This is a genomic window from Candidatus Avedoeria danica (assembly GCA_016703025.1).
GTDB lineage: Bacteria > Chloroflexota > Anaerolineae > Epilineales > Epilineaceae > Avedoeria > Avedoeria danica.
Window position 1 is genome coordinate 2,420,503 of the sequence record JADJCV010000004.1, and the last position, 23,724, is coordinate 2,444,226.

Consider the following 23,724-nt stretch of genomic DNA (forward strand, 5'->3'; position numbering starts at 1 on the left):
CGGCGCCGCCGATGGGGATCGTAGCCGCGGGTCACGTGGGGGCTTCTCCCGTGCGGGCGGGTTCGGACGGGACCGCAGGGTCCGCACGGGAGTGTAATACCAGTCCGCCGCGTTCGCACGATGCGACGGGCGGATAGCCTCAGTCGCCCAGCTGCTGGCTCTCCCGCACCCGCCCCCGGATCAGCCCCTCGAGCTCGTCGCGCACCAACTCGATCGGGATGCGCTCGATGATCTCGTTGGCGTAGGCGTACGTCAGGATGCCGTGGGCGGCGGCCGGCGGAATGCCGCGGGCCTTGAGGTACGTCAACTGCGTCTCGTCCAGCTCGCCGACCGAGGCGCCGTGCGTGCACTTCACATCGTCGGCGAAGATCTCGAGCTGCGGCTGCGTATTCACCGTCGCCGTGTCGGCGAGCAGCAGGCAGCGGTTCTCCTGGACGGCGTCCGTCTGCTGGGCGTCCTGGTGGACCTTGATCCGCCCGGTGAACACGGCCGTCGCGCGTCCGTCCAGCACGCCCTTGTAGAGCTCGAAGCTGTGGCAGCCGCTCTTCAGGTGGTCCAACATCGTGTGGTTGTCGATGTGCTGCTGCCCGTGGCCCATGTACAGCCCGTGTAGCAGCGTGTCGCAGCCGGAGGCGTCGATGCGGATGGCGATCTCGTTGCGGACGATCCGGCCGCCGAGGGCGACGTTGTGGTTCACGTAGCGGCTCGCGCCCGTCTGAACGACGTGCATGCCGCCCATGTGGAAGGCCGCCTCGCTCTCGAGCTGCCGCTTCGTGTGGTCCACCTCGGCCCCTTCGGCCACGACGACCTCGCTCACGGCGTTCGTCAGATAGACATCGCCCGCCACGAGCCCGCCGTAGCTCTCGATCACGGTCACCCGGCTGCCGACGCCGGCCACGACGAGCACGCGCGGATGGTGCGCCACCGCCGTCTCCCCGCCCGCGCACGCGAACACGACGTGGATCGGCGCCTCGACCGCCACGCCGTCCGGCACGACGATCACGGCCCCATCATGCGCCAGCGCGGTGTTGATCGCCGCGAACGGCGCGTCTTCCCCATCGGCCAAGCGGCCATAGTGCGTTGCGACCACCGCATCGCCCTCGCGCAATGCCTGTTCCAGCGTCCCGACGCGCACGCCCGCCGGCAGCGCGCCGACGTGCGACCGCGCCGCGTCGAAGACGCCGTTCACGAACACGAGGCGGTGGCCTTCGAGCGGCAACAGCGCCAGCCGATCGAGCGCATCCGCGGCGGAGGTCGCGACGACCGAATGCGCGGCCATCGCCGGCGCGTTCGCGAACGCGACCTGGGCGATCGGCTGCACGTTCGTCTTGCGCCACGCCTCCTGGCGCGTCGTCGGCAGGCCGATGGCCTCGAAGCGGGCGGCGGCGGCGATACGGCGCTCGGTGAGCCACGCCGGGGCATGGCCGTTGGCGCGCGACAAGGCGGCGAAATCCGCCAGGAACCGGTCGCCGGCCGGTGTCGTCGTGGTCCGCGGCGTCGATCCCCTCACAACGGACGTTGTCCCCGCGCCGTCGCGCGTCGCGTTCGTCATCGCCTAGCGCCCCGCCGCGACGAGGGGCTCTGCGCTGCCCTCTTCCAACCAGCCGTAGCCCTTGTCCTCGAGCTCGAGCGCCAGCTCCTTGCCGCCCGACCGAACGATGCGCCCGTCGACGAGCACGTGGACGACGTCGGGGACGATGTACTCCAGCAGGCGCTGGTAGTGCGTGATGACGACGAAAGCGCGGTCGGGCGACCGCATCGCGTTCACGCCGTCCGACACGACCCGCAGCGCATCGATATCGAGGCCCGAGTCCGTCTCGTCCAACACGGCCAACACGGGCTCGAGGACCGTCAGTTGGAAGATCTCGTTGCGCTTCTTCTCACCGCCCGAGAACCCGGCGTTCACCGAGCGCTTGAGCATCGCCTGGTCCATCCCGACGATGTGCATCTTGGACTTCAGGTAGTTGATGAACGCCACCGGGTCGAGCGGCGGCTCGCGTTGCGATACTCGCGCACCGCGTTGTAGGCGGCTCGCAGGAAGTACGTGTTCGACACGCCCGGGATCTCGACCGGGTACTGGAAGGCCAGGAACAGCCCTTCCCCCGCCCGCTCGCTCGCGCTGAGGTCGAGCAGATCCTTGCCGCGGAACGCCACGCTGCCGTCCGTGATCGTGTAGGCGTCGTGCCCGGCCAGCACCTGCGCCAGCGTGCTCTTGCCGCTGCCGTTCGGCCCCATGATCGCGCACCTCGCCCGGGTTCACGGTCAGGTCGACCCCGCGCAGGATGGGCTTGTCATCGACGCTGACGCACAAGTTCTTGATCTCGAGTAGGGGCATGGGTGATGTCCTTATCCGTGGAAGCTCCGCATGGAGCCATTCGATTCACCAGGGTCGGGGCGGGACGGCCTGGAGCAAAAGGCCTCTGAGCCGCGCGCACCTCGGACACATCAAGCCGACGCTGCCTTTGGAAGGCGCCTCCCGACCCGCCACGTCCCACGCAACCGACGCTCCTCAAGCTCACCGCCAATAGCTTCTGCGCCTCCACAGCGAACTCCATCGGGAGCTCCTTGAAGACCTCTTTGCAGAACCCGTTGACGATCATTGAGATCGCGTCCTCTTCCTTGATCCCCCGCGCGGCGCAGTAGAACAGCTGGTCCTCGCCGATCTTGCTCGTCGACGCCTCGTGCTCCACCTTGGCCGTCGGGTTGCCGACCTCGATGTACGGGAACGTATGCGCCCCGCAGCGGTCGCCGATCAGCATCGAATCGCACTGCGAGTAGTTCCGCGCCCCCTCGGCACCCTTGGCCATCCGGACCAGGCCGCGGTACGTGTTCTGCCCGCGGCCCGCCGAGATCCCCTTGGAGATGATCGTGCTCCGCGTTCGCTTCCCGAGGTGGATCATCTTCGTGCCGGTGTCGGCTTGCTGGTGGTTGTTCGTCAGGGCCACCGAGTAGAACTCGCCGACCGAGTCGTCGCCCACCAGGATGCAGCTCGGGTACTTCCACGTGATCGCCGAGCCCGTCTCGACCTGCGTCCAGCTGATCTTGCTCCGATCGCCCTGGCACTTGCCGCGCTTGGTGACGAAGTTGTAGATCCCGCCGACGCCATCGGCATCGCCCGGATACCAGTTCTGGACCGTCGAGTACTTGATCTCGGCATCCGTCATCGCCACGAGCTCGACCACCGCCGCGTGCAGCTGATGCTCGTCGCGCATCGGCGCCGTGCAGCCCTCCAGGTAGCTGACGTACGACCCTTCTTCCGCCACGATCAGCGTCCGCTCGAACTGGCCCGTGGCCGCCGCGTTGATCCGGAAGTAGGTACTCAGCTCAAGCGGACACCGCACGCCCTTGGGGATGTACACGAACGACCCGTCGGTGAACACCGCGCTGTTCAGCGCCGCAAAGAAGTTGTCCGTGGGCGGCACCACCGTGCCGAGGTAGCGCCTGACCAGTTCGGGATGCTCGCGCACCGCCTCCGACATCGAGCCGAACAGGATTCCCTGCTTCGCCAGCTTGTCCTTAAACGTCGTCGCGACCGACACGCTGTCGAACACGGCGTCGACCGCCACGCCCGCCAGGATCAACTGCTCCTCGAGCGGGATCCCGAGCTTGGTGTAGGTCTCGCGCAGCTTCGGATCGACATCGTCCAGGCTCTTCGGACGATCGTCGAAGTTCTTCGGGGCCGCGTAATAGCTGATCGCCTGGTAGTCCGGCCGCTCCCACTCCACGTTCGGCCAGTCCGGCTCGGCCATCGTCAGCCAGTGGCGATAGGCCTTGAGGCGCCACTCCAGCAGCCACTCCGGCTCGCCCTTCCTGGCCGAGATCCCGCGGATGACGTCCTCGTTCAGACCCGGCGGGATCGTGTCGCTTTCGATATCCGTGACGAAGCCCCACTTGTAGGGCTGGGCGGACAGCTCGGCGACGACGTCGGACGTGGTGGGTGCGGGCACGGGTACGCTCCTCGGCCGGGCGGGTGGCGGGGCCGTTCGTTGGGCTGGGGGGTGGCGTAAGGGGCAGGGGAACGGCGGTTGCGGGATGGGGTTGCGACGTTTGGACAACCGCGTTGCGAGTGCGAGTATAGGGAATATTGCTGATTGGGGCAACCGAAAAGGGGGGATGGTGTGGGAGGGCAGGGCAGGTCAACGGCTGAAGCCGTTGATCTGTCCGTGCGTTGATCTGCCCGTGGTTCGAAACCAAAGGGCGGGCGATCCGATGGATCGCCCGCCCCGTAGCATCAACCTCGAGGTTCGAACGGGCGCGTTACCGCCCCTCGAACCCCCAGGCACACCCGGGCAGCTCGGCGTGATCGGCGCCTTGAAGTGGTCGAAGATCGGGAACGCTTCCCAGCCCTTCGACTCGTCGCCCGGCACGTCCGCCCCGCCGAGCACGCCGCCGATCCGCTCCACGCCCACGGCACCGAGGCCCACCAGGTTCCGCTCGAACACACCGCGGCCGTCGAACACGTCGTGCTCCCAGAACACCGCGCTCACCACCGCCGAGCCGTAGAACCCGTTGTCGATCCAACCCCACGTCGCCAGGTTGATGTACTCCACCTGCTTCTCGTTCAGCTTCTGGCACACGTAGTCGATCAGGTGGTTCTGGTCGTACACGAAGATCGCGAAGTCCGTGAAGCCCGGCTTCGGCACCAGGTTCGTGATCGCGATCTCCGTCGTCACGCCCCGGTTCCCCTTCGCCACCATCGGCAGCGCGAACACCGCCGACCCGCTCTGCGTCCCGCCCGCCCCGTGGCCCAGCTGCCAGTCGTACAGCAGGCAGTCGCCCTGGCCGTTGTACGCGATCGCCTCCCGCCGCGTCGTCCGCGCCGGGTCCGACCACTTCTCCAGCGTCACCACCGAGCTGATCGGCGCCGCAAGCACGTTCGACGACCCCGGGCTGATCCACTCCTGGCTCTCCGCACGCGCGCTGCCCACCCAGTTCCCCGGCAGGCTCCCGATCACCGGCAGGAAGTACGTCTGGCTGCCACGGGCGCAGATCCAGTCCACCAGCGTCGTGATGATGTCCCCGCCGCGGTCCAGGAAGTACACCTTCACCTTGGCCGCGTGCACCGCGCTCATGTTCTGCACCTGCAGCGCCGTGTCCCAGCCCTGGTACTCCGAGTACACCAGCGGCGCGAAGCTCACCTCGTCCCCGTAGCTGTAGTCCAGGCTGTACACGTCCGCCGGGATCCCGTTGTAGCTCGTGAAGTGGTTCGCACCCTTGGTGTCCACCACGATCCCCAGAGGCTGCGACGCGCCGATCCACGCGTTCCCCAGCCAGTCCGGACCCACCGCCGTGCTCGGGTCGAACGACACCGTCTCGCCCGGCGCCAGGTTCAGCACGTCCGCGATCTGGTTCCGCAGGCACACGTCCTGCGTCCGCAGCCAGATCTCGATCGAGCTGCACTCATCGCCCGAGTTGTGGATGTGGATGATGCTGTTCAGTCCGCCCTTGTTCGCGAACAGCAGCGGCGTGTAGTACGTGTAACCCCCGAACACCGGGTCCCGTGCACCTCCTGGTCCGACGACACGCTGGTGTACGCCGCCCAGCTCGTCACGTTCGGGTCGCCCGCATCCGGGCAGCCACGGTTCACAACCGCCGCCAGCGGCTCGCCCTGGTGCAGCTTGAAGTCCAGCGTGAACTGCGCACCGGACTGCTCGATCTCACCGAAGAACTTGTCCTGCGTCCGGTACGCCGTGTCGAAACCGCAGCCACCACTCGTGGTTGCCGATGATCTTCTGCGAGATCCGCAGGCATGCCAGGTCCGCGAACCGCAGCTTCTGGCCCAGGTAGTCCGTCACGATGTCCGTCGACAGCGAGTACACCACCGCGCTGTTCGCGCCCACCGGCATCTGGTCCGCCCGGAAGTGCCACGTGCTCCCCGGTGCGATCAGACCCGTGCACTCCACCTTCAGCGGACCCGCCGACTGCGGCGGGCACGCACCCGGCGTGCCCCACACCACCATCAGCGCCTTCGTCTCGGCGTCGCCCACGTTCTGCACTTCCACCGACGCCACGCAGTGTCGTTCGCCAGGATCGGCAGCTGCAGACGCCAGTCCACGCCCGCGCACGGCACGTTGATCCGCGCCGCGTCCGTGTCCGTCACGTCCTCCAGGCACGGCAGGTCCGTCCGACCCGAGTTCACCGGGTTGCCTGTCACGGAGACGACGTCGTCCGCGATCCCGCAGCTCCAGTCCTTCAACAGGTGCGGCACCGTCACCTTTGTGCAGCACCGTCTCACCCGGCTTCACCGGCATGTTCGGGTCCGCACCGCTCGTGATCGTCGTCGAGTAGATCTCCGTCGCGCCCGCCGCGCGCGTCGTCAGCGTGTCCGTCAGGAAGATGTCGTCCAGGAACGTCGTCCCGGTGTTCGTCACCTCGAAGCAGAACGTCACCGCCTGCCCGGTCTGGTTGAACACGCCGGGGTTGATGTTCACCCCCGGGCACTTCCCGTCGAACGACACTGTCTTGACCACCTGGATGCGCGGGCACTCGATCGTCGTCCGCTCCACCACGGCGTTGTTGATCAACACCGGGTCGACCGTCGGCGTCCGAGGTCCGCCGTCCACGCCCGGGAACGGCTGCGGCGCCGGCGGCTACGCCGTGTTGTTCTGCCGCGTCTCGACCCGCGCCGCGTTCGCCGCCTGCTGGCCGCATGCCGCGTCCTGGCGCACCGTCACCGTGATCCGGATCGTCACCGGCGCGCTGCCGGCGTTCACCCGCCCGAGCTCGTTCACGCCCAGGTTGTTCGGGTCGTTCCCGACGCGGATCGTGATCTGTCCGTCGTCGCGAACCTCGACCACCGCGCCACGCGACACCGTCACGTCCACCAGCGCCGGATCCACGACCACGAAGTTCACCGGCAGCTGGTCCACGACGTACACGTCGGCCGCGTCGGATGGGCCGCTGTTCGTCACCGTCAGGTCGTACGTGATCGTCCCGCCCGGCGCCACGGGGTCGCACGTCAGGAACCCGGCCGCGTCGTCCGCCTTCGTGATCGCCAGGTCCGCCTCGGCGATGATCAGCGTGTCGTGCCGGTCCGTGTTGTTCTGCGTCCGCAGATCCGTCGTCGTCGTCGTGATGTTCGCCGTGTCCGTCGCCAGCAGGTCCGTCCCGTCCAGGACGTAGCCGGATCCACCTGCGTGATCAGGTAGAAGCTGTATGCCTTGCCCGGCACGAGCGTCCCGGTCCCCGCCGTCGGCACGACGTTCTCGTTGCCGACCTGCAGGTGCGTCAGCGTCACCGTGTTCAACGCCGCGAAGGCGCACGTGACCTGGTCGTCCAGGTCGAACGGCTCGCAGCGCAGGAAGCGCTCGCCCAGGATCCCGGCCTGCTTCAGGTCCAGCGTGTCCGTCGCCCCGACGCCGGAGCGCCACGCTCGGCCGTCGTTGCCGATCGTGATCAGGTAGCGGTGCTCCTTGCCGGCGATCGCCAGGTCCGGCTCCTGCTGCCGGTCCAGCCGCGGTTCGGCCGGCACGTCCACCTTGTTGATGAAGACGTCCGCCACCGTGTTCACCGTCGCGCTGGCGAAGAACGCGTTGATGCTCCCCCACCGGACCGCAATTCAAGCACGGATCCCACGTGATCGGCCGCGTCGGCTCCACGCCCGGGATCGCCGGCGGCGGGCCTGGCGGAACCGTGTTCGATCCGCTCTGCAGCGCCGTGAACGTGGTCGCCAGATTCGTTCCGGTCGGCACCGACGGGTCGACCAGCACGTAGACGTCGAACGTCTCGCGCGCCCCGGCCGCCATGTCGTCGAGGTCGCAGAACAGAAGCTGCTGGTTCACGTCGTCCGGCCGGCAGTCAGCCCCGACGGCGCGCAGGAACGTCACCGGCCCAGGCACCGGCGCTGTGGGCAGGTTCTCCTGGATCGTCACGTTCCGGCCGTCCGACGGCCCGTTGTTCTGGACCTGGGCCTGGTAGCGCAGGATCTTGCCCGCCGTCACCTGGTTGGCCGTATCTGTCACGATGAACTGGTGCAGCGCGGTGTTGTAGGAAGTCACGACCTCGCCGACGGCCGTCGGGTTTACGCCCATGTCCGCCGCCGCCAGCACCGTGTTCTGCGTGAAGGCGAAGTTGTTGCTGTTGTTCACGTCCAGTGTGTCGGACAGCGTCCATGCGTCGTTCTCGAGCACGAGACCGGGCTCGAGCGCGCTGTCCGTCGTGACCTGGAAGACGAGCGTACGACTGGCCGACGTTCAGCGACCCGATGCCGCACCGGATCTCGTCCGTCACTTCTCCCGGCGTGCCGGTGTCGCAGTTCGCGCCCGCGGGCGGCACCGGGGCCCCTTGCACCGGCGTGCCGGCGTACGTCGCCACCAAGCTGCCCTGGTAGATCTGCACCCCGACCGGCAGCCGGTCGTGCAGCACGACGTTCTCCGCCGGCGAGACCCCGTTGTTCCGCACCGTCACGGTGTACTGGATCCGCCGTCCAGCCGTGACGCGCGTCGAAGCGAAGTAGTTCGGCGCCGTCGGGAAGACCTGGCCGAAGATCGCATTGTTGAACATCAACCCCGGCTGGTTGACCTGCTGCTCCTCGGCCGTGGCCGCCTTCGTGATGGACAGGTCCGCCACCGAGATCGCCCGCCGGTCCACGGTGACGAAGTTGTCCGACGTGTCAGGGTCCGGCGTCAGGGCCGTCACGCGCGCCGTGTTCGTTACCTGCCCGCCCTGCCGCAGCACCAAACGGAACGATGCCCGCAGCGACCCTGATGCCCGCCCACCGGCGGCGGCGAGCCGACGACGCCGACCGGGTCGAGGCGGTTCGTGCTGAACGTCCCGATGTCGCTGCCGAACTGCGTCGAGACGACGTTGCCGGTCGTGCACGTGAACTGCGTGATCGCCCCGCCGCCTTGCGACACCGAGAAGGCGCACGACTGGATCGACACGCTGTTGCTGGAAAGGAACGTGTCCGTGATCGTCACGTTCCGTGCCACCGACGGGCCGAGGTTGTCGACGAAGATCGTGTACGTGAAGACCTCGCCCGCCCGGATCGGGTCGTGCGTGCTCTCGATGAACTTCGTGATCCGCAGGTCCGCCAGGTCCTTCACGAGGTCCGTCTCGACGTCGCAGTTGTTGCGGTCGTCGACGTCGAAGACCGGCAGCACGCCCACCAGGCAGGCGGTGTTGCTGATCGGCAACTCGCCGATCGGGCTCGTGGCCACGAAGTCGGGCCGCGTCGTGAACGCCAGCTGGAACGTGGCCTCGCCGCCGTAGGGCACGTCGATGCCGCTGCAGTCGATCGTGCCGGGGCCGTTCAGCGGCGGCGCGGTGCAGACGGCGGGCGCGCCCAGGCCGCGGTCGACCTCGTTCACGGTGTTCGCCACATAGCGGGCGCCGGCCGGGAACGTGTCGCGCACGTTGAGGTCGATGAGGTAGGTGCCGGGCAGCGTCTGCTGCGTCGAGTCGGTGCCGTCGGCGTCGGTGCCGTCGGCACCGAGCGCGGCGTTGAGGATCCCTTCCTGGAACCAGTCGTGCGAGATCGTAATGTCACAGATCCACTGCTGGCCGGCGATGACCACGTCGGCGTCCTGCGTCGGCGAGCCCTCGCTGGGGCGGGCGTAGCAGGCCTTCTCGATGCGGATGTCGCTGCGGCAGCTGTAGAGCATCGCCATGGCGTCCTGGGTCACGACGCCGGTCGCGCCAGCGGCGCCGCCGGGGTTCCCCGAGGTCGGACCGCCGCCCGCAACCGAGATCGTCCCGGCCGTGATCGTGAACGCCGAGATGTGCACCCGGCCACCGGCGCCGCTGCCGCCGCCGCCGCAGCAACCGCCCGGACCGCCCGAACCGCCGTTGGCGCTCACCGCGCCGCCGTTCGTCACCTGCTGGGCAATGAACGTGATGCCGCCGCCGCTGCCGCCGCCGCTGCCGCCGGTGTCGCTGAACGCGCCGTTGCCGCCGTTGGCCTGGACGGCGCCGCCCGCGTTGATCGTGATCGTCGTCGAGCTCGAAAGCAGCAGCCCGCCGCCACCGCCGCCGCCGGAAGCCGCCGCGCAGCCCGAATTCCGCGTCCCGCCACCGCCGCCGCTGCCGCCCTGCAGGTTGGTCGACAGGTCGCCGTACGCCCCGCCGCCGGCCGCCGCCGCCGCCGGTGCCGCCCGCGCCGCCGAAGCCACCGCCGCCGCCGCCGCCCGTCGTCGGGATGCCGCCGCTACCGCCGCCCGGCCCGCCGCCCGGTCCACCCTGGCCGGGGCTGGCCGCGCCAAGACCACCGGCGCCGCCGCCTGCGCCGCCCGGCGAGGGCGTGAAGGCCTGACAGCCCGGCGCCGTCGGCGTCGCGTTGGCGCCGTTGACGTGGATCGTGCCGCCGATGACGATCGGGCCTTGCGACAGGAGCGCCAGCGGCAGGCTGCCGACAGCGCGCAGCGTCACGCCGGCCGGGACCGTGATCGTGGCGAACGGGAAGAGCGCCATGCCGCCGGACTGGAACGCCGTGGTGACCCGCTTGCCGTCGATCGTCAGCGCGTCGGTGTCGATGACGTGGTCGCCGGGCGCCAGGGCCGGGAAGTCGCTGCCCTCGAGGTTGAGCGGGCACGTGGGGTAGAACGCCTGGGCAAGGCGCTGCTCGCCCATCGGCACCGCCAGCGTCACGTCACCGTCGGGGCTGACGTCCGGCATCGAGCCGCCGGCGCTCGACCTGAAGGTGTTCTGGTTCGTGAGGATCGCGGCGCCCTGGACGTCGGGTGCTGGCAGGTTCTCCGCCCCTTCCGCCGCGACCGGCCGGCCGCTCGACGCGGCGAGCACGAGGACGACGGCGGCCGATACGAGGCCGGGGATGGGCCGCAGCAGGCGGCGCAGGCCGAGTGCGTTGCGGGCATCCACAGGGTGCGTTTGAAGAGGCAGGTGGTTCACGGTCACTGGCTCCTTGACATCGAAGCGGGCAACTAACGGATGGGTCGCCCGCCCATAGACGATGAGCGCGGAATGAGGGCGCCATGAAGGGCACCCTTTTCCGTCCCGAGAAATAACGCGGCAGGTCGGGCGAGGATACGGGTTCGAGCGGCGAGTTGTCCCGCCGTCGAGGTCCCGGTGCGTTGCGGCCCGAATCACGGCTGTTCGCCCTCCGATCACGGTGATCTACGGCCAGATCACCGTGACTTGCGCCCAGATCACTGTGATCTACGGCCAGATCATCGTGATTCGACGTGCATTCGCCGGCCGAAGCCCGCCACTCTGCTGGCGATGCCCGTGCTACCGATCCCGCCGCCGCCGCACGCCCACCACGAACGCGGCCGCAACCAGCAGCCCGAGCCCGCCGAGGACGGTCGGCGCAAGCGAACCGCTCGCACCGCTGGTGACAGCCGCCACAACCGCCGGCGCGAACGTCCCGACCGTTACCCCGCCGACGAGCACTTGCGTCGGCGTCGGGCGCTGCGTGGCCGGGGGGTTCGTGGGCGTGTTCGTCGGCGTGGCGGTGGGGGTGGCGGTGGCCGTGGGCGTCGGTGTGAACGGGTTGCACAGCGAGCCGGCGAACGACTGCGGGATCGTGCTGAACGGGGCGAAGGTGATGACGCCGGTGCCGGGCGTCGGCGGGCCGCTGACGATGTCGCCCGAGCCGGGGCCGACGCCGGAGGGTCCATCGGCCGCGCCCCAGTAGTTGTTCGTGCCGTCGATCGGGTCCGTGTCGGTGTTGATGGCGCCGGGCAGGTTGCCGATGAAGTCGTTGTTGTTGAAGATGTTGCTGGACTGATTCTGGGGCTGGGCCGAGAAGCGGAGACCGGCGCCGGCCGGCGGCGTCGGCGCGGGCGGCGGCGGGGGCGTGAGGCCGTTGCTGACGAAGCAGTTCTGAAGGATCGTGACGTCGGCGGAGCCGCGGCCGGCGGTCTGGTTGCCGAAGGACGTCATGACCAAGCCGTTGCGTCCGTTGCGGTCGAACGTGTTGGCGGTGAACGTCGTGCGGATCGGACCGCCCTGCAGGCCGTCGAAACCGTTCAAGCGGAACGTGTTGTTGCTGAAGACGGCGTCTTCGACCGCGCGGCTGCCGATGTTCACCCCGACGTTCGTCGTGTGGGTCTCGAACAGGTTGCCGTCAAACAGCGGGCCGCGGCCAGCGCTCAGGCCGACGTTGCGGTTGCCGTCCGTGAAGAAGCCCGGGCCGAGCGGGGCGTTGCGCACGCAGTTGTTCGTGAAGTGGAAGCCGTCGAAGCCGTCCGTGTCCAGGTGGAAGGAGGCGCCGCCCGAGGTCTTGCTGCCGCCGTCGAGCTCGTTGTTGTCGACGGTGATGTCGATGCCCGGGTCGTTCAGGAAGACGCCGGCGCCGGTGTAGCCGGTGAATCGGTTGTTGCGAATCTCGACGTTGTCGATCGGGCCGCTGCCGGACGTGATCCCGCGCGCGGCGCCGGAGAAGTGGAAGCCGTTGATCCGCGCGCCGGCGGAACCGACGACGAGGGTCAGCAGGTCGCCGCTGGCTGCCGTGATGACCGACTCGCTGGCCACGCGCCCGCAGGCCGCCACGCCGTTCTGGGCGCCGAGCAGCGGGATGTTCTTGCCGAGGGTCAGGTTCTCGTTGTACGTGCCCGGTCCGACCCGCACGGTGTCGACCCCCGTCACGGCGGCGTTGATGGCCGCCTGGATCGTGGCCTCGGACTGACCGGCGGTGCAGCTGCCGTCGACGGCGTCGTTCGGGACGCAGATCACGTCGGCATGGGCGGTCACGGCCATGTACATCATCAGCAGCGCGGCGAGCGGCAGGGCCAGCGCCACGATGCGCGCGGCGCGTACGAGTGAGAGCGGTGGGTGCGACATGCCGAACTCCTGGCAGATGGATGAGCGGCGGTGGAAGCGCGGGAATTGGGCAAATGGACTCGGTGCCGGTCGCCGTTGACCACTTACTCTGTTGTCGGTCGATCTACCGACGGAAGATTGACGAATCTTTGCATGGCATCGTATTGAACGCACGATCTTCTGCACACGATACGGGCACCGAGCGCACCCGACCACGAAGAACGGCGCCCGGCACGGCCGAAGCCGCACCGGGCGCCGAGTGCGCGTCGAAGATCGAGCGACCTACCGGTACGTGATGTCCACGGACCAGCCGCGCACCGACCCGGCGTCGCCGCCGACCTGGTCGTTCACGCTCAGGATCCACGTCCCGTCCGGGTTCTTGCGGTCGAACGCGTCAAGCCCGTCCGGCGTCGCGCCCGTACCGCCCGGCGTGTAGTGCTCGAACCCCGTCGGCGGGCACGCCGATCCCATCGGCGCCGCCGCGTCCGAGTCCACCACCGCCTGCATGTTGTCGTCCGCGCCGCAGATCCGGCCCGCCAGCACCACGTCCGCCACCGTCGGGCTCGACACGTCGATCGTGATGTCGCTGTTCCACGTGTGCAGGATGTCCAGCGTGATGTTCACGTCCGCCACCTCGCACTGCGCCGCTCCCGACACCGTCACCAGCGCGTCCGGCGCCACGCCGAACGCCGGGATCGCCACCGGGCAGTTGTCGCACGCGAAGCTCTGCTGCTTCACCTCGCACGCCACCGGCCGGTTGTCCACGAACCCGGGCACAGCGGCAGCGGGCCCATGAAGCAGTACTCGAACAGCGGGTTCCCGTCTTCGTCGTACGTGCTCTCGAACGGAATCCCGCGCTCCCCCGCCGCCTCGTCGCCCGGCACGTCCTCGCCGAGCCGCGCCCCGCGCCGCTCGATCGCCATCGCACCCAGGCCCACCAGGTTCCGCAGGAAGAAGCCCGTCCCGTCGAACACGTCGTGCTCCCAGAACCACGCGCTGATCACCGCGCTGCCCTTGAACCCGTTGTTGATCCAGCCCCACGTCTGCAGGTCGATGTACTCCACCTGCTTCTCGTTCAGCTTCTGGCAGATGTAGTCGATCAACCCGTTCTGGTCGTACACGTAGATCACCAAGTCCGTGAAGCCCGGCTTCGGCACCACGTTCGCGATCGCGATCTCGCTGGTCATCTGCGAGCTGCCAAGGTCCTTCAGCAGGCTCGGGATCGCGATCAGGCCCACGCCCGCCTCGAAGTTCCCGCCCGACCGCTCGCCGATCTGCCAGTCGAAGATCTTGTGCTCCGGCAGCAGGTTGTACGCGATGCCCTGCGTCGCCGCCGTCCGCGCCGCGTCCGAGTACTCGATCAGCGTCGCCACTGCCACCACGTTCGGCGCCAGCACGTTCGGGTTCCCCGGCGAGATCCACTCCTGGCTCTCCACCCGCGCCGATCCCACCCAGTTCCCCGGCAGCGCCGCCACCAGCGGCAGGAAGAACGTCTGGCTCCCGCGCGGGCAGACCCAGTCCACGAGCGTCGTGATGATGTCCCCGCCGCGGTCGAGGAAGTACACCTTCACCTTGGCCGCCACCACCGGGCTCAGGTTCTGCACCTGGATCGCGCTGTCCCAGCCCTGGTACTCGCTGTACACCAGCGGCGCGAACCCGACCTGGTTGCCGCCCGTGTAGACGGCCTTGCGCGGGTCGAACGTGTAGTTGATCTCCGCCGGCTCGCCCACGTACGTCATCAGCAGGTCGTGCCCGATCAGGTCCACCACGATCCCCATCCGTTGCGTCGACCGGATCCACGCCGAGCCCTGGAAGTCCGGGCCCACGCAGTCGTTCGCGTCCAGCTGGTACGTCTCGCCCGGCGCCAGCGTCGCGATGTCGCAGATCACCGCCCGCAGGCAGTCCTCCTGCTGCTGGAACCAGATCTCGATCGACGAGCACATCAGCCCGCCGTTCTGGATGTAGATCATCGAGTTGTAGCCGGCCTTGCTGGCGTACACCAGCGGCACGTAGAACCCGTACCCGCCGTACACGGCGTCGTACACGCCAAGGTGCGTGCCCGCGATCCCGTTGTACTTGCTCGTCACGTCCACACCCGGCGTCACGTCGCCCGGGCACGTCCGGTGCACGTCCACCGCCAGCGCCCCGTCCTGCGGTGCCGCGCGCGACATGTCGATCCCGTCGAAGATCAGCCCCTCGTCGTACGCCTTCTTGAAGCGGCGGTAATCGTCCGCGTCGCCGACGACGTTGAAGAACAGGACCTCGCAGACGTAGTCGCCCGTGATGTCGTCCTCCGGGATCACGTCGATCCCGTCCTCGGACAGCTGCCGCGCCGAGAGCTTGAACAGGATGCCGGACTTCGAGCCCGTCGGCACCTGGGCGCCGTACAGGTTCCAGCTGCTGCCGGGCTTCAGGAGGCCTGTGCACTCCACCTTCAACGGCCCCGCCGCCTGCGGCGGGCAGAAGCCCGGCTCGCCCCACGTCACCAGCGCCGCCTTGGCGTTGATGCAGCCCAGGTTCTGGACCTCAATCCAGCTCTCGCACACGTCGTCCTGGCCGAGGAAGTTCAGGATCGGCAGGTGGACCTGGTTGCTCAGCTGCGTGTTCGGGTCGATGACGGACGGGCAGTCCAGCGCGATCTCCACGGCCGCGCTCGAGCGGCTGAACGTGTTCACGCCGATGTTGAAGCCGTCGTAGTGCACCGTGCCGACGATCGGGATGACGGTCCCGGTCGGGATCGCGCCCTTGATGCGCAACGAGTACTGGACCGTCACGCTCGCGCCGACCGCGATCGTGCCGTCCCACGTCATCTGCGTGCTCGTGGACGTGCACGTCCCGCCGCCGTCGAGCACGCGGCAGTCCAGGCCGACGACGCTGCCCGGCAGGATCGACTCCCACTCCGGTCCGCCGTTGTCCCGCTGCGGCGTGAACGCCCGCGGGCCGGTGTTGCTGAAGCTCTGCGTCACGATGAGGAAGTCACCGACGCCGACGCACTCCGCGTTGTCCTGCTGCGGCGCCAGCGCGCCGTCCACCGCGTTCCACGCCGGTGCGGCTTCCGTCCCGGCGTCCGCGGCGCCGTCGACCGGCGCGGCCGACATCGCCGCCAAAGACGAGGCGATGAGGTGCGTCACCGTCGGATCCGTGATCTCGACATCCGCGCCCGCGCGGACGTTCGTCGCCTGGACGGCCGTGTTGTTGCCCGGGACCGGGTCGGCGAGGCAGTTGCCGTTCGTGACCGAGGCGGAGGAGGAAAGCGGCACGCCGGGGCTGCCCGGGCAGATGGCCGGCGAGCACGCCGTGTTGCTGGACACGGTGGCGACGATCGTGATGGTGTAGGCCGTGTTGAACGCCGTGGCGCACTGGTTGGCGGCGCCCATCGTCCCGAGGTTGCACGTCACCGTCGAGCCGGACGGGGTGCAGATCGGACCCGCGGGCGAGACCGTCGCCGAGACGAACGCGAGGCGGCTGTCCAGCGTGTACGTTGCGATGGTGTTCAGCGCGTTGGACGGCCCGGCGTTGGAGACGCTGGACGTGTAGGTCACATTCTGGCCGGCGATCACCGGATCCGGCACGTCGGTCAGCGTGATGCCGGTGTTCGACTGGGCCTGGACGGTCGTCGTCGAGACGGCCGAGTTGTTGCCGGAGTTGGAGTCATTGGCGGCCGATGTGGTGGCCGTGTTCGAGATGATGGAGTTGCACGTCGTCTCGGGGCACGTCCGGACGGTCAGCGTGAAGGTGGCCGTCTGGCCGGCGCCGACGGTGCCGCCGGTGCAGCTCACCGCACCGGTGCCGTTCACGGCCGGCGTGCTGCAGCTGAAGCCGAAGCCGGGATTCGCCAGCGAGACGAAGCGCGTGTTGGCCGGCAGCGTGTCGCCCAGCGTCACGGATGTGGCCGTCGAGCCGCCGATGTTCGTCAGCTGCAAGGTGTAGGCGATGTTGCTGCCGGCGACGACCGGGTCGGGGGAATCCGTCTTGAGGATCCGCATGTCGGAGGGCGTGGTGGACATGGTCGCCGTCGCCGTCGGCGTGACGCCGGGGACGGCCGTGTTCGTCGGCGGCGTGGTCGGCTGGGCGCCCGAGGCGTTGCCGATCGTCAGGTTGTCGATGAAGAACGAGCCGCTCTGCGTCGAGTTGCCGCCGGCCAGGCCCATGTGGATGCTGGTGATCATCTGCGGCGACGTGATCCCGAAGAAGCTGGCGTTGATCGGCAGCGGGAAGTCCTCGGTCGTGTTGTCCCCGTACGTGACGAACGCGACGTAGGGCAGCGAAGACGAGTTGCCCAGGATGTCGAGCCCGACGCCGAACACGCCGACGCCGCCCTGGGTGACCGAGGTCGAGGTGAAGATGAGGCGGTACGAGCCGTTGCAGCCGGCGCAGTAGTTGTTGGGCTGGATGATGTTGTGGTTGGCGAAGCCCGTCGTGAAGTAGTCCGTCTGGTTGAAGACGGCGCTCATGTTCACGTTGTTGAAGATCGTGAACACGGCCGGATAGCCGGAGGCCACGCCGTAGTCGTCCGTGATGATCGTCGAGAGCGTTCCCTGGAACGTCGCCCGGTTGTTGAACGTCGTCCGGGTCGCGGCGCTCGTCGGCTCTTGCCGGGCGCACACGATCAGGACCAGCGCCACCAGCGCGAACAGCAGCAATCGACGGCTCATGCGTTCCATCCCCCACGGCAGTGAAAAGGAGTTCGTGCCGGACGGCGCCACGTCCCCCCATACGGGATCGGCGCCAACAGGCCAGCAGACCAGCGCGACTCGATGCCGCGCGGCTCACCGGACATTAACGCGACGTGAGGGGGGGAGATACGGACAGGGGCGGAAGTTGGGGCGGGGTCGCGCGGACCACGAGCCTGCTACCGATACGTGATATCCACCGACCACCCCCGCACCACGCCGCCGTCCGGCGCGACCAGATCGCTCACGCGCAGCGTCCACTGCCCGGTGGCGTCCCGACCGTCGAACGCGTTCAGCGCGCCCGGCGCCGTGCCCGCGCCGCCCGGCGTGACCGCCTGGAAGCCGGCGGGCGGGCAGACGGAACCGATGGCCGTCGCCGCGTCGGAGTCGAGGATGGCCTGGATGTTGTCGTCCGCGCCGCAGATCTGGTTCACGAGCCGCACGTTCGGCACGCCGGGGCCGGCGACGTCGACGACGAGGTCGTGGTTCCAGGTGTGCTGGATGTCGAGCGTGACGTTCACGTCCGCCACGACGCAGTTCTCGCGGCCGACCGCGTTCACGATCGCCGGCGGCGCCTGGCCGACCGGCGGGATCGCGACCGGGCAGTTGGCGCACGCGAAGCTCTCCGCGGGCACCTCGCACGCCACCGGCCGGGCATCGACGAAGCCGGGGCACAGCGGCAGCGGGCCCATGAAGCAGTACTCGAACAGCGGGTTCCCGTCCTCGTCATACGTGTTCTCGAACGGGATCCCGCGATCACCCGCCGCCTCGTCGCCCGGCACGTCCTCCCCCATGCGCGCGCCCTTGCGCTCGATCGACATCGCCCCGAGGCCGACGAGGTTGCGCAGGAAGAAGCCCGTGCCGTCGAACACGTCGTGCTCCCAGAACCAGGCGCTGATCACCGCGCTGCCCTTGAAGCCGTTGTTCAACCAGCCCCACGTCTGCAGGTCGATGTACTCCACCTGCTTCTCGTTCAGCTTCTGGCAGATGTAGTCGATCAGCCCGTTCTGGTCGTACACGTAGACCACCAGATCCGTGAAGCCCGGCTTGGGCACGACGTTGGCGATCACGACCTCGCTGCTGATGCCGGTCGTCCCGAGGTCCTTGATCAGGCTCGGGATCGCGACGAGACCGACGCCGGTCTCGAAGTTCCCGCCGGAGCGCTCGCCGATCTGCCAGTCGAAGATCTTGTGCTCCGGCAACAGGTTGTAGGCCATGGCCTGCGTGGCCGTCGTCCGCGCCGCGTCCGAGTACTCGATCAGCGTCGCCACCGCCACGACGTTGGGCGCCAGGACGTTCGAGCTGCCCGGTGCGATCCACTCCTGGCTCTCGACGCGCGCCGAGCCCACCCAGTTCCCCGGCAGCGCCGCCACGAGCGGCAGGAAAAACGTCTGGCTCCCGCGCGGGCAGACCCAGTCGACCAGCGTCGTGACGATGTCGCCGCCGCGGTCGAGGAAGTAGACCTTCACCTTGGATGCCGCCACCGGGCTCAGGTTCTGCACCTGGATCGCGCTATCCCAGCCCTGGTACTCGCTGTAGACCAGCGGCGCGAAGCCCACCTGGTTGCCGGCCGTGAACGCGGGCTTGCGCGGGTCGAACGTGTAGTTGATCTCCGCCGGCTCGCCGACGTACGTCATGAGCAGGTCATGGCCGATGAGATCGACCGCGATGGCCATCCGCTGCGTCGACCGAATCCAGGCGCTGCCCTGGAAGTCCGGCCCCACGCAGTCGCTGGCGTCCAGCTGGTACGTCTCGCCCGGCGCGAGGGTCGCGATGTCGCAGATCGTCGCCCGCAGGCAGTCCTCCTGCAGCTGGAACCAGATCTCGAGCGACGCGCACATCAGCCCGCTGTTCTGGATGTAGACGACCGAGTTGTAGCCGGCCTTCTGGGCGTAGACGAGGGGCACGTAGAACGCGTAGCCGCCATATATGTCGTCGTACACGCCCAGGTGCGTGCCCGCGATGCCGTTGTACTTGCTGGTCACGTCGACGCCCGGTGTCTGATCGCCCGGGCACGTCCGGTGGACGTCCACCGCCAGCCCGCCGTCGCCCGGCACCGCCAGGGACAGGTCGATGCCGTCGAAGATCAACCCCTCGTCGTACGCCTTCTTGAAGCGCCGGTAATCGTCGGCGTCGCCGACGACGCTGAAGAACAGGAGCTCGCACATGTAGTCGGCCGTGATGTCGTCCTCGCCGGCGTCGATGCCGTCCTCTGACAGCTGCCGGCCCGAGAACTTGAACACGATCCCGCCCTTCGAGCCCGTCGGCACCTGCGCGCCGATCATGATCCAGCTGCTGCCCGGCTTGAGGGTGCCGGTGCACTCCACCTTCAGCGGCCCGGCCGCCTGCGGCGGGCAGAAGCCGGGCTCGCCCCACGAGACCAGGGCGGCCTTGGCCACCTGGCAGCCGATGTTCTGGATCTGGACCATCGTGGAACAGACGTCGTCCTGGCCCATGTAGTTCAGGATCGGGATGTGGACCTGGTTGGAGAGCTGCGTGTTCGGGTCGATGATGGACGGGCAGTCCAGCGCGATCTCCGCCACGGCGCTGGTGCGGCTGAAGGTGTTCAGGCCGATGTTGAAACCGTCGTAGTGCACGGTGCCGTCGAACGGGATGACCGTGCCCGTCGGGACGGCCCCCACGATCCGCACGGCGTACTCCACCGTGACGCTGCCGCCGACCGGGATCTCGCCGTTCCAGGTCATCTGCGTCGGCGTCGAAGTGCACACGCCGCCGCCCGCCGTCACGCGGCACGCCTGGCCCGTGACCGTCCCCGGCAGCACCGCCACCCACTCCGGCCCGGCATTGTCCCGCTGCCGGGTGAACGCCAGCGGCCCGGTGTTGCCGAACATCTGCTCGACGACGATGTAGTCGCCGACGGCGACGCACGCGTCGTCGTCCTGCTGCGGCGCGAGGGCAGCGTCGAAGAGGGCGTCGGAGTCGGTGGCGAATCCGTCGACGATCACGCGATCGGCGCCGTCGCCCACATCGTCTGAGGCGGCGACCGCCTGCGCCATCAACGATCCGACGAGGTGCGTGAGGAGCGGCACGTCGACGACGACGTCGGCGCCGGCGCGGACGTCCGTGGTCTGGGCGGCGCTGTTGTTGCCCGGCACCGGATCGGCCAGGCAGTTGCCGTTCGTGACCGCGGCGGACGACGAGAGCGGCACGCCCGGGCTGCCGGGGCAGACCGCGGGCGAGCACGCCGTGGTGTCCGGCACGGTCGCGACGATCGTGACGGTGTAGCTCGTCGGGAAGGCGGTGGCGCACTGGTTGGCGGCGCCGACGACGCCGAGCGTGCACGTGACGGTCGAGCCGGCCGCGCTGCACGTCGGGCCGGCGGGTGCGACCGTGGCCGAGACGAAGACGAGGCGGCTGTCGAGCATGAATGTCGCGATGGTGTTCGCGGCGTTCGACGGACCGTTGTTCGAGATGACCGCGGTGTACGTCGCGTTCTGGCCGGCGATCACCGGATCGGGCGCGTCGCCGAGCGTGATGGCGGTGTCCGCTTGCGCCTGCGCCGTCGTGCCGGCGACGGCGCTGTTGTTGCCGACGCTCGGGTCGGTCGTGCCGGACGATGTCGAGGCGGTGTTGCTGACGACGGCGTTGCACAGGACGTCGGCGCAGATGCGGACGACGATCATGACGGAGCGGACGGCGGTCGGGATGGTCGCGCCGGCCCAGCTGCAGCTCACGGTGCCACTGCCGTTCACGGCCGGCACGGTGCAGCTGCCGCCGGCGCTCGGCGTGGCGGACAGGAAGCGCGTCGTCGCCGGGATCGTGTCGGCGATGACGACGGTCTGGGCGTCGGACGGGCCGTTGTTCGTGCTGTTGACCACGTACGTGACGTTGTTGCCGGCGATCGCCGGGTCGGGCGCGTCGGTCTTCGTCGCCGCCAGATCCGCCTGCGTGATGACGCTCGTCGTCGCCGTGGCGCTGTTGTTCAGCGTGTTCGGGTCGGTCGTCGTCGTCGTCGCGGTGGCCGTATTCGACAGCACCGTGCCGCTGGCGACGCTCGGCAGGACGCGGACGACGAGGGCAACCGTGCGCTGTCCGGCCGGCGCCGTCCCACCGGCCCAGCTGCAGCTGACCGTGCCCGTGCCGCCGACGGCCGGCGTCGTGCAGAGGCCGCCGGCGCTCGGCGTGGCGGAGATGAACGTCGTGCCCGCAGGGAGGAGGTCGCTGACCGCGACGTTCTGGGCGTCGGACGGGCCGTTGTTCGTGATCGTGATGTTGTAGGTGAGGTTGTTGCCGGCGACGACGGGGTCGGGCGTGTCGATCTTGACGGTGAGGAGGTCGGCCTGGGTGCTGACCGTCGTCGTGGCGGTGGCGCTGTTGTTCGCGGGCGTGGGATCGCTCGTCGTCGTCGACGCGGCGGCCGTGTTCGTGAGGATCGTGCCGAGCGGCGTTCCGGGCGTGACGAAGACAAGGAGCGTAAGCGTTCGCTGGGCCAGCGGAATCGTCGCGCCGGCCCACGTGCAGCTCACGAGCCCGGTCCCGCCGACGGACGGCGTCGTGCAGAGGCCGCCGGCGCTCGGCGTGGCCGAGAAGAACGTCGTGTTGGCGGGCACGGTGTCGGCGATGGTGAGCGCCTGCGCGTCGGACGGGCCGTTGTTCGTCGCCACGATCGTGTAGGTGAGGTTGTTGCCGGCCAGGACGGGGTCGGGGACGTCGTTCTTGGTGACGGCGACGTCGGCCTGCGTGTTCACCGTCGTCGTGGCCGTGGCGGCGTTGTTCGTCGGCGTCGGATCGCTCGTCGTCGACGACGCGGTGGCGACGTTGGAGAGGACGGCGCCGTTGGCGACGCTGGGCAGGACGCGAACGGTGATGGACAGCGTGCGCTGGACGGTGGGCGCGGTCGCGCCGCTCCAGACGGAGGTCACGATGCCGTTCGATCCGACGGACGGCGTCGTCAGCACGCCGCCCACGCTGGCGCTGGCGGACACGAACGTCGTGCCGGCCGGCAGCGGGTCGCCGATCGTGACGGTCTGCGCGTCCGACGGCCCGTTGTTCGTCGCGACGATGCTGTACGTCAGGTTGTTGCCGGCGATCACCGGGTCCGGGCTGTCTGTCTTCGTCGTGCTGAGGTCGGCCGAGGTCGCGACCGTCGTCGTCGCCGTCGCCGCGTTGTTGGACGGGTTCGCGTCCGTCGTCGACGACGTGACCGTGGCCGTGTTCGAGAGGACCGAGCCGCTGGCCGCACCGGCCGCCACCGTGACGACGATCGTCACGCTGAACGTCCCGCCGTTGCCGATGCTACCGATGACGCACGTGACCGTCGCCGTGCCGCTGCACGACCCTGCCGACGGCACGGCCGAGACGAGCGTCGTGCCCGGGGGCAGCGTGTCGGCCACCGTCACGCCGTTGGCGGTGCCCGGGCCGTTGTTGATGCCGTTGATCACCCAGGTGAGGTTGTTGCCAGCGATCACCGGGTCGGGCGAGTCCACCTTGGACGTCAGGGCGGGGTCCGCGGCCAGGGGGGCGTTGGTGGGGGTGTTTGTCGGCGTGTTGGATGGTGTGTTCGTCGGCGTGTTGGTCGGGGTGTTGGACGGGGTGGGCGTCAGGGTGTTCGTTGGGGTGTTGGTGGGCGTGTCGGTGGGTGTGTTCGTGGGCGTGTTTGTTGGGGTGTTGGTGGGAATGTCGGTGGGTGTGTTGGTGGGGATGTTCGTTGGGGTAGCGGTCGGGTCGCAGTTGGCGGTGTGTGCGCCAAGGAAGGTGAACGTATCCACCGCGAATCCGTCCCACTCGGTGGCCGGGGTGAAGACATCGCTCGGGTTCGTGTCGCCCTGGCAAATCGCCGCCTTCCGAGTCAGGGTGTTGTCCGCCGTGCTCGCCAAGCCGGTGCCCCACTCCGTCCCGGGGTCAAAGCCCACCTGGCCGAGAACGTCGACGATCGGCCCACCGGTACCGCTCTTGCGGAGCACCACCGCATCGTCACCGTTCCAGTTGATGACGGCATTGTTCGTCAGGTCTGCCTGCGCCAGGATCGTCGCGTTCGCGCTCCCATGGGCGGCAACGAACACGTCGAGGTTGGCGATGACGCCGGTCAGAGCCACCGATTGCGAGACGGTGGGTGATCCGTTGGAGTAGAGCTCGAGGACGTAGTTGCCCGTGCCGAGGTTCACGCTCGCGCCGGTGCCGTTGTAGATCTCGATCGCCTTGTTGAACGACGAGCCCTCGATGTACTCCGAGAAGAACAGGTCGCCCGTGACGGCCTGCACGCCGGTGGAGGCGCGGCTCGCCAAGGCAACGACCAGCATGGCGAGGCCTGCGATGAGGGCGTGGCGCTTCGAGATCATGGGGCGACAACCTTGCGAGGCCGGCGGACGAGGCC

10 protein-coding genes and 2 pseudogenes are annotated in these 23,724 nt (G+C 68.8%); 1 reads left to right on the plus strand and 11 read right to left on the minus strand.

Annotated elements, in window-relative coordinates:
• Nucleotides 1-139: 139 nt before the first annotated feature.
• The 7 genes and pseudogenes from sufD to IPG72_12735 form a co-directional block, all read right to left on the minus strand.
• Nucleotides 140-1,552, minus strand: coding sequence for a Fe-S cluster assembly protein SufD (sufD, locus tag IPG72_12705; GenBank protein MBK6769846.1), 1,413 nt, complete (start codon nucleotides 1,550-1,552; stop codon nucleotides 140-142).
• Nucleotides 1,553-1,555: 3 nt separating this feature from the next.
• Nucleotides 1,556-2,335 (minus strand): annotated as a pseudogene (gene sufC, locus IPG72_12710) (Fe-S cluster assembly ATPase SufC).
• Between the two features lie 175 nt (nucleotides 2,336-2,510).
• Nucleotides 2,511-3,947: pseudogene (gene sufB / locus IPG72_12715) on the minus strand (Fe-S cluster assembly protein SufB).
• Between the two features lie 189 nt (nucleotides 3,948-4,136).
• Entirely contained in the window at nucleotides 4,137-5,492 is a 1,356-nt protein-coding gene (locus IPG72_12720) for a hypothetical protein (protein MBK6769847.1), read from the minus strand.
• Between the two features lie 165 nt (nucleotides 5,493-5,657).
• Nucleotides 5,658-6,563: a hypothetical protein gene (locus IPG72_12725; GenBank protein ID MBK6769848.1), complete on the minus strand. Its 906-nt coding sequence runs from the start codon at nucleotides 6,561-6,563 to the stop codon at nucleotides 5,658-5,660.
• A 27-nt stretch (nucleotides 6,564-6,590) separates the two neighbouring features.
• A complete protein-coding gene (locus tag IPG72_12730; protein ID MBK6769849.1) occupies nucleotides 6,591-8,129 on the minus strand; it encodes a DUF11 domain-containing protein in 1,539 nt (512 codons plus the stop codon).
• Nucleotides 8,130-8,651: 522 nt separating this feature from the next.
• On the minus strand, nucleotides 8,652-10,199 hold the full coding sequence (locus IPG72_12735; GenBank protein ID MBK6769850.1) for a hypothetical protein: 1,548 nt from the start codon (nucleotides 10,197-10,199) through the stop codon (nucleotides 8,652-8,654).
• Nucleotides 10,200-10,287: 88 nt separating this feature from the next.
• Between IPG72_12735 and IPG72_12740 the strand changes: the two genes are divergently transcribed.
• Nucleotides 10,288-10,881, plus strand: coding sequence for a hypothetical protein (locus tag IPG72_12740; protein ID MBK6769851.1), 594 nt, complete (start codon nucleotides 10,288-10,290; stop codon nucleotides 10,879-10,881).
• Between the two features lie 303 nt (nucleotides 10,882-11,184).
• On the opposite strand, the gene IPG72_12745 is transcribed toward IPG72_12740, so the two are convergent.
• The 4 genes from IPG72_12745 to IPG72_12760 form a co-directional block, all read right to left on the minus strand.
• A complete protein-coding gene (locus IPG72_12745) occupies nucleotides 11,185-12,738 on the minus strand; it encodes a right-handed parallel beta-helix repeat-containing protein (GenBank protein MBK6769852.1) in 1,554 nt (517 codons plus the stop codon).
• A 261-nt stretch (nucleotides 12,739-12,999) separates the two neighbouring features.
• Nucleotides 13,000-13,482 (minus strand): proprotein convertase P-domain-containing protein, encoded by a 483-nt coding sequence (locus IPG72_12750; GenBank protein ID MBK6769853.1) that lies wholly within the window; start codon nucleotides 13,480-13,482, stop codon nucleotides 13,000-13,002.
• Entirely contained in the window at nucleotides 13,452-17,372 is a 3,921-nt protein-coding gene (locus IPG72_12755) for a DUF11 domain-containing protein (protein MBK6769854.1), read from the minus strand. Before IPG72_12755 ends, IPG72_12750 begins: the two co-directional genes overlap by 31 nt.
• Nucleotides 17,373-17,569: 197 nt before the next feature.
• Nucleotides 17,570-23,689 carry a DUF11 domain-containing protein gene (locus IPG72_12760; GenBank protein ID MBK6769855.1) on the minus strand — a complete coding sequence of 2,040 codons (6,120 nt, stop codon included), beginning with the start codon at nucleotides 23,687-23,689 and terminating at the stop codon, nucleotides 17,570-17,572.
• Nucleotides 23,690-23,724 lie beyond the last annotated feature (35 nt).

Excerpts from the sequence above, each read along its gene's own strand:
- sufD (MBK6769846.1), bottom strand. The coding sequence starts at position 1,552 with ATGACGAACGCGACGCGCGACGGCGCGGGGACAACGTCCGTTGTGAGG.
- IPG72_12745 (MBK6769852.1), bottom strand. The coding sequence starts at position 12,738 with ATGTCGCACCCACCGCTCTCACTCGTACGCGCCGCGCGCATCGTGGCG.
- IPG72_12755 (MBK6769854.1), bottom strand. The coding sequence starts at position 17,372 with ATGAGCCGTCGATTGCTGCTGTTCGCGCTGGTGGCGCTGGTCCTGATC.
- IPG72_12760 (MBK6769855.1), bottom strand. The coding sequence starts at position 23,689 with ATGATCTCGAAGCGCCACGCCCTCATCGCAGGCCTCGCCATGCTGGTC.